Source organism: Arthrobacter sp. zg-Y238, from assembly GCF_024385525.1.
GTDB classification, from domain to species: domain Bacteria; phylum Actinomycetota; class Actinomycetes; order Actinomycetales; family Micrococcaceae; genus Arthrobacter_B; species Arthrobacter_B jinronghuae.
Genome location: NZ_JANFLU010000007.1, coordinates 116,381 through 123,029 on the forward strand (window position 1 = coordinate 116,381; position 6,649 = coordinate 123,029).

The following is a 6,649-nucleotide window of genomic DNA, read 5'->3' on the forward strand; positions in this document are numbered from 1 at the left end:
ACGCTGGTCCGCCTCACATTAGTGATCTTGTGCAACAGTCTCTCATTGCTAAGCACCCTCCCAAAGCACCGGACGTTAAATGCGGCCCGCCTGCACGGCCGATCCATATCCTTCGGAGTCCATCCCGTCACTGCGGTAGAACAATGAGCTCTCGCCCGGGTAAACGCTCAGGTAGCCGTAGCGTGCGGCGGCCGAAGTATCGCCCGGGCCCACCACCGTACGGAATCCGTTCCAGCCGCTGCCGACCTGTTCTGCGGGTGCGAAGCCTCCGTTGCCGAGGCCTCTGTAGAGCATGAGCCTGCCGTCGGGGTAGCGTGCAAGGATGTCGTTGGTGCCTTTCCGGTCGTAGTCGCCGCCAGCGGTAAGCGAAACAAAAGCGTCCCAGCCGCCCTTCCCGACAATCGTTCCCGCACGGTAGCCCTCGCGGCCGTTGCCGGTGTCTCCGGTCCCGGCATAGAACCACAGGGAGCCGTTGCTGTCGCGGGCGAGGATGTCCGGCCGCCCGTCGGAGTTCACGTCTCCCGGGGCCAGGAGTTCAGTGAAGACGCCCCATCCGGTTCCAATTCGTTCCGGGGACAGGTACCCCTCATTGCGGGCATCCACCTTCCCGGAGCCGGCATAGAACCACAACGTTCCGTCATTCCTGCGTGCAATGAGGTCGCTGCGCCCGTCGCGGTTGTAATCGGAGGCAATGACGTCCGCGTAGATTCCCCAGCCGGTTCCGATCCACGCCGCAGCCGAGTACTTTCCGGTCCCGGTTGCCGATCCCGGGTGGTGCCACAGCCTGCCGTCCCGGTCGATCGAGAGCAGGTCCGCGACCTTGTCGCCGTTGAAGTCTCCCGCGTCGATGACCTTGGCCGACTGGCTGAGGTTTAGTCCCTGCGTGGAGACAGGAGAGGCGTAGCCTTCGGACACGCTGCCGGTGCCCGGGTAGAACGTGAGCCCGGCATTGTCGCTCCGGTAGCCCAACAGGTCGGTCTTGCCGTCACCGTTGAAATCCGATGCGAGAATATCCCAGTAGCCGTTCCATCCGGTGCCGATGACCGGTCCCTGGGTAAAGGTTCCGCTCCCGTCGCCTTGCCGGATGGATATCGATCCGTCGTTACTCCGTACCAGCATGTCTACGCGGCCGTCGCCGTTGAAATCGCGGACGCCGACGAGTCCGTTGTACTGGTTCCAGCCGGTACCGATGGAACGTGAGGACCCGTGCTGGCCGGTTCCCGTGCCCGCGTACAAATACAGGGTTCCGTTGGGGGCGCGTGTGACGATGTCATTTCGTCCGTCGCTGTTGGCATCGCCGACACCGAGGATGGAATCGAAACCGTCCCAGCCGTCCTGGCCGATCTTGACTCCGGACCGGTAGCCCTCGTTCCCGGCGCGGACTGCTCCGGTCCCGGAGTACCGCCAGAGGCTGCCGTCCAGATGCCGGGCGAGGAAATCGTTGTTTCCGTCACCGTCATAGTCTCCGGTGGCGATGAACCGGTCGAAGATCTGGAACCCCGTGCCGATCCAGATGGCAGGATTGAAGGTGCCGTTCCCCCGGCCCGGGGACATCCAGAGTTGTCCGTTGCTGCGGCGGGTAAGGAGGTCGGCGGTTCCGTCACCGTCGAAGTCTCCGGGGGAGAAGACCCGCTGCGTGAAGTCCTCCCGTATGACACCGGTGACGGTGACCGACGCGGAGTCTGCATTGATCGAATTGATCTTGACAGTGGTCCCGGAGTGGGTAGTGAAGGTCTGTCCGGCCTGCCACGTGCTGTTTGCGTTGGTGTAGCCGGCAAAATCGCGGGTATTCGGGGCGATAACCACCGAGTTGACGGCCCAGTCGTTCGCGAGATCCTGCTTGACGATTTTGATGCCGCGGTTTCCTCCCACTGCTGTCCCGGAGTCATAGCCCACCGGCTGCCGCAGCTCGAGATAGTAGGTTTCCCCGGACGTGTCCCGGAACTTCACCGCGCGATTGGACGCCGAACCTGCCCACGGCCGGAGCGTGTAGGTCTTGGCCCGTTCGGGTGTGCCGGCGTTGAGGATTTCGTCGCCGCGGCCGAAGGCGCCGGAGTCCCAGAAATAGGAACTGATCATGGGCATGTTGTACTGCGCGTAGCCCATCAGATCCGAGGTGTCTCCGTACTCCCGCGACGTGCATGCGCCGTCCGCCCAGTTACCCGCGGAATTGATCCCGATATCGGACCGGCCGTTGTTGCACTTGAGGCTGTTGGCGTGCAGCAGGCCGAGCACGTGGCCGAGTTCATGAGTGACCACGTTATTTGTGAAACCTGAAGGCCGGGGCATCAGCACCGAGCCGCTGGTGGGTCCTGAGGTCCATCCCCCGCCCAGGATTCCCCCGTAGCCGCCGCTGCGCAGGTCCCCTGCCGGAACGAACACCACAAGGGCCTCGTTGGGGGTGTCATACCACCGGAGGTCCTTCCTGATGGTGTTCATCATGGCCGCGTAGTCCTGCTGGGAGTTCGCAGTGCTGTTCAGTGTCTTGGTTTCGGCAATCGACATACCCAGGCGCTGGTTGGACGCGGCCCGCCAGTACTTGTTGGCCTCCGTAATGGAGTTTTTCGCGGCCTGCTGGTCCACTCCGCCGCGGTTGTCCGTCAGTGTTGCGAAGACCAGGGTCACCTGGATGGTGCCGCTGCGCGCTGCGGCGGCGGTGGTGGAAGCACCTCCGCTGCGGGTGCTCAACGATGCAGCTCCGTGGTCGTGCATAGCCGAAATATCGGTTTCGACTGCGGACCGTACGGTTCCATCGGGGTCGGTTACCAGAGGCGTATCGGGACCCGGAACCGGGAACCCGCCGCCGACAACGGGATCGTAGTCCTCTCCGTCCTGCGGCTGCTCTTCACCTTCCGTTCCGAGGCCCGGCGCCGTTGCGGACGGCTCCGCCGTGGCCGGGTCAGAGACGGCAGGCGTAGCCGGGGCCGACTCAGTAGCGTTCGGCTCGCTATGGTCCGGCTCCTGGGCGGCCGGCGCGGGGGCGGCCGGATCGACCTCTGATTCCCCGGCAGGCGCCGGAGACGGCAGGGTCGAGCGGGCACCTGGTCCGGTGGCGTCAGCGACAGCCGGCTGCGGGAGTTCCTCGAACTCCTGCGCAGGAAGCCCCCCGGCCGTCAAAGAGGCAGCGAGGAGGGCCAGAACGGCGAGTTTTACACTTTTCAATAGATAATCCTTGTAGGGCGATTCCTGGTGGGCGCAACGGTGCACTATCCGCGACGCCAGCGTCGAACGCGGTGAAACCGCTCAAATCCGAGGGGATCGGAGTACGGTCCTATCTGCTCTATCGGCACGCGGGAACGCGATGTAAGTGCGGTTGCCCGTGGAGGCGGCGGAATTTGGAAGCGCGGCTGCGGCGGAAGTTAGGCTGGACATGCACTTTCCCTTCCCGAAGAAACGGACTTACCCCAAATGCGCGTCCACATTGCAACCGACCACGCAGGCATGGAACTGAGCTCCCACCTCATCGAACATCTGACGGGCAAGGGGTACGACGTCGTCGACCACGGCCCCCGCGAATACGATGCCGAGGACGATTACCCCGCGTTCTGCATCAATGCTGCCGAGGCCGTTGTCCGGGATCAGGAAGCGGGCACGGACGCCCTCGGAATCGTGCTGGGCGGTTCAGGCAACGGTGAACAGATTGCCGCCAACAAGGTTCGCGGGGTCCGGGCCGCACTGGCTTGGAACCTGGAGACCGCAAAGCTCGCACGCCAGCACAATGACGCCAATATCGTCGCCGTGGGTGGCCGCCAGCACAGCGTCGAGGAGGCCACGGGCATCATCGAAGCCTTCCTCGCCGAGCCGTTCAGCGACGCCGAACGCCATGTCCGCCGGATCGGACAGATTGCGCGGTACGAAACCACCGGCTCAACGCTCTAATGCCCGAAGGGCATTCGATCCACCGCCTGGCCCGGCAGTTCTCCTCGGTGTTCGGCGGCGAACGGCTCACCGTAAGCAGCCCGCAGGGCCGGTTTGCCGCCGGTGCCGCTCGGCTGGACGGGCATGTGCTCGAGGCGGCGGAAGCCCACGGCAAGCAGCTGTTCCTGCACTTTGACCACGATCTCTACCTGCGCATCCACCTTGGGCTCTACGGCGCCTTCGATTTCGGCGGGGATGAAACGTTCATCGGATCCTCCAGCATCGGCGCGCCCCGGCGGCTGGGGGAGCAGGAAGTAGCCGGCGACGACGGCGCGGGCTACTCAGGACCGCCCGAGCCCAAGGGGGCGGTGCGGGTCCGGCTGGTTTCCAAGCATGGGTGGGCGGACCTCCGGGGTCCCACTGCCTGTGAGGTGGTGACCGAAGCCGAGCGCCAAAAGGTACTGGCCAGGCTGGGACCCGACCCGCTGGCGGACGGAGCTGGCGGCGCCGGGCGGGCAGCGGAATTCACGCGCCGGCTGCGCAGCAAGGGCTCGCCCGTTGGCCTGCTCCTGATGAACCAGGAAGTACTGGCCGGGGTGGGCAACGTGTACCGCGCCGAAGTGCTGTTCCGCCGCCGGATGTCTCCCTGGCGGCTGGGCCGAAGCGTCGGCGAGGCCGAGGCAGGGGAGCTGTGGGACGACGTCGTACGCCTGATGAACGACGGAGTGCGGCAGGGAAGGATCATCACCACGGAGCCGCAGGACCGGGATGACACCGGCGAGCCGGTCCCCGTGTCCGAGGCCCACTATGTCTATAAGCGGACCGGACTGCCGTGCCGGCGCTGCGGAACGCCGGTGGCGGGAACGGAGATGGGCGCCCGCAAGCTGTACTGGTGCCCGTCCTGCCAAGCCGACTGAGCACGGGCGCAGACAGGTGCAGGTGCCTGACCTGCATGGGACTTAAAGCAAGAAGGGCCTTCCGCGCGGCGGAAGGCCCTTCTAAGGTGGAGGGGATGACGGGAATCGAACCCGCGTAATCAGTTTGGAAGACTGAGGCTCTACCATTGAGCTACATCCCCGGCGCCGTAAGGCAGGTTTTACCTTAGCACGCGATTACCGGCCGAGAGTAATCGGCCTGTATCCGGTTCCCAACCGGGTGTGGAATTGATCCCGGCGCAGGGAAAATTCGTCATACCAGCTTCAGGGCAGGTAGGCTGTCAGGTGCACTGACGGGGTGTAGCTCAGCTTGGAAGAGCGCCTGCTTTGGGAGCAGGAAGTCGCAGGTTCAAATCCTGTCACCCCGACTCTGTATAACCATGGTGCAGACCAATCCCAGAACCCTCAGGAGAACTTACGCTGTGAAGAGCGCCGTAGAAAACCTCACACCCACGCGGGTAAAGCTCAACGTTGAAGTTCCGTTCGAGGAACTGAAGCCGAGCATCGAAGAGGCCTACAAGACCATCGCCACTCAGGTGCAGGTCCCGGGCTTCCGCAAGGGCAAGGTTCCCAACCGCCTCATCGATCAGCGCGTTGGCCGCGGCTACGTCCTCGAGACGGCGATCAACGACGGACTCAACGGCTTCTACGCCGAAGCCGTCCAGGAAACCGGAATCAGCCCCCTGAGCCGGCCCGAAGTTGAAATCACCGAAGTGCCGGACCCGACTTCCGGCGAAGGCCAGCTGGTCTTCACCGTTGAGCTGGACATCCGCCCCGAAATCGAGCTGCCGGACTACGCCGGCCTCGAGGTCACCGTCGAGCCCGCCGAGGCTTCCGACGCCGACGTCGACAAGGCCCTGGACGAGCTGCGCAGCCGCTTCGGCACGCTGAAGTCCGTGGACCGCCCCGCCGCAGCCGATGACTTCCTGACCATGGACCTGGTCGCCAAGGTAGACGGTGAAGAGGTGGATTCCGCTGCTGACCTGTCCTACCAGGTAGGCGCCGGCACCATGCTCGAAGGCATGGACGAGGCCGTCACCGGTCTGAGCAGCGGCGAATCCGCTACCTTCAACACCAAGCTGGCCGGCGGCGAGCACGCCGGTTCCGACGCCGTGGTCACCGTGACCGTCAAGGCAGTCAAGGAGCGCGAGCTCCCCGAGGCCAACGACGACTTTGCCCAGCTGGCAAGCGAATTCGACACCATCGCCGAGCTCCGCGAAGACCTCACCAAGCGTGCCGCCGAGTCCAAGCTGATGGAGCAGGGCGTCGAGGCCCGCGACAAGGTCCTGGAGAAGCTGCTCGCCCTCGTTGAGGTTCCGGTACCGGAATCCGTCATCGAAGAGCAGATCGAACAGCACTTCAACTCCGAGAGCGCCCAGACCTCCGGTCCGGACCACGACACCGAAGAGCACCGCGCCGAGGTTCGTTCCAACACCGAGCAGGCGTTCAAGAACGAGATCATCCTTGACGCCGTAGCCGAGAAGGAAGAAGTAGGGGTCAACCAGAACGAACTGATCGACTACATCGTTTCCTCCGCCTCGCAGTACGGCATGGATCCGAACCAGTTCGCCCAGCTGATCGACCAGAGCGGCCAGGTTCCGATGATGGTCGGCGAAGTCCGCCGCCGCAAGGCACTGGCCAAGGTCCTCGAACTGGCCAAGGTCACCGACACCACCGGTGCCGAGATCGACCTCACCGAATTCGTCCGGCCCGCCGGCGAAGAGGCCGAAGCAGCAGAAGCAGAAGAGCAGCAGAACGAAGACAAGGCCTAGCCTGTCCGGTTTCCTAAACCGCCAGTTGTGCCGCCGCGGCCACATGGCCGGCGGGCCAGTGGGTTTAGCGGTGCGGTGGCGGGC

At 64.3% G+C, this 6,649-nt stretch carries 4 protein-coding genes and 2 tRNA genes; 4 read left to right on the top strand and 2 right to left on the bottom strand.

What is annotated here, in order from left to right; all coding sequences use genetic code 11:
- Nucleotides 1-75: 75 nt before the first annotated feature.
- A complete protein-coding gene (locus NNX38_RS07600) occupies nucleotides 76-3,162 on the bottom strand; it encodes an FG-GAP-like repeat-containing protein (protein ID WP_255797447.1) in 3,087 nt (1,028 codons plus the stop codon).
- A gap of 246 nt (nucleotides 3,163-3,408) precedes the next feature.
- Here NNX38_RS07600 and NNX38_RS07605 point away from each other — a divergent pair, with 246 nt between their 5' ends.
- Complete coding sequence (locus NNX38_RS07605) at nucleotides 3,409-3,879, top strand: ribose-5-phosphate isomerase (protein WP_255797448.1); 471 nt, start codon at nucleotides 3,409-3,411, stop codon at nucleotides 3,877-3,879.
- Nucleotides 3,879-4,775, top strand: a complete 897-nt coding sequence (locus tag NNX38_RS07610; RefSeq protein ID WP_255797449.1) for an Fpg/Nei family DNA glycosylase — start codon at nucleotides 3,879-3,881, stop codon at nucleotides 4,773-4,775. The genes NNX38_RS07605 and NNX38_RS07610 overlap by 1 nt, the downstream gene beginning before the upstream one ends.
- Nucleotides 4,776-4,862: 87 nt before the next feature.
- Here NNX38_RS07610 and NNX38_RS07615 read toward each other — a convergent pair.
- Nucleotides 4,863-4,936, bottom strand: a tRNA-Gly gene (locus NNX38_RS07615).
- Nucleotides 4,937-5,087: 151 nt separating this feature from the next.
- On the opposite strand from NNX38_RS07615, the gene NNX38_RS07620 reads away from it, so the two are divergent.
- Both NNX38_RS07620 and tig read left to right on the top strand, forming a co-directional pair.
- Nucleotides 5,088-5,161 (top strand) — tRNA-Pro (locus NNX38_RS07620).
- Between the two features lie 54 nt (nucleotides 5,162-5,215).
- The gene (gene tig / locus NNX38_RS07625) at nucleotides 5,216-6,565 is read left to right on the top strand and encodes a trigger factor (protein WP_255797450.1); all 1,350 of its coding nucleotides are present in this window, start codon (nucleotides 5,216-5,218) and stop codon (nucleotides 6,563-6,565) included.
- The last annotated feature ends 84 nt before the right edge of the window (nucleotides 6,566-6,649 follow it).

Coding starts and splice junctions, on each gene's coding strand:
- NNX38_RS07605 (WP_255797448.1), top strand. CDS start 3,409: ATGCGCGTCCACATTGCAACCGACCACGCAGGCATGGAACTGAGCTCC.
- NNX38_RS07610 (WP_255797449.1), top strand. CDS start 3,879: ATGCCCGAAGGGCATTCGATCCACCGCCTGGCCCGGCAGTTCTCCTCG.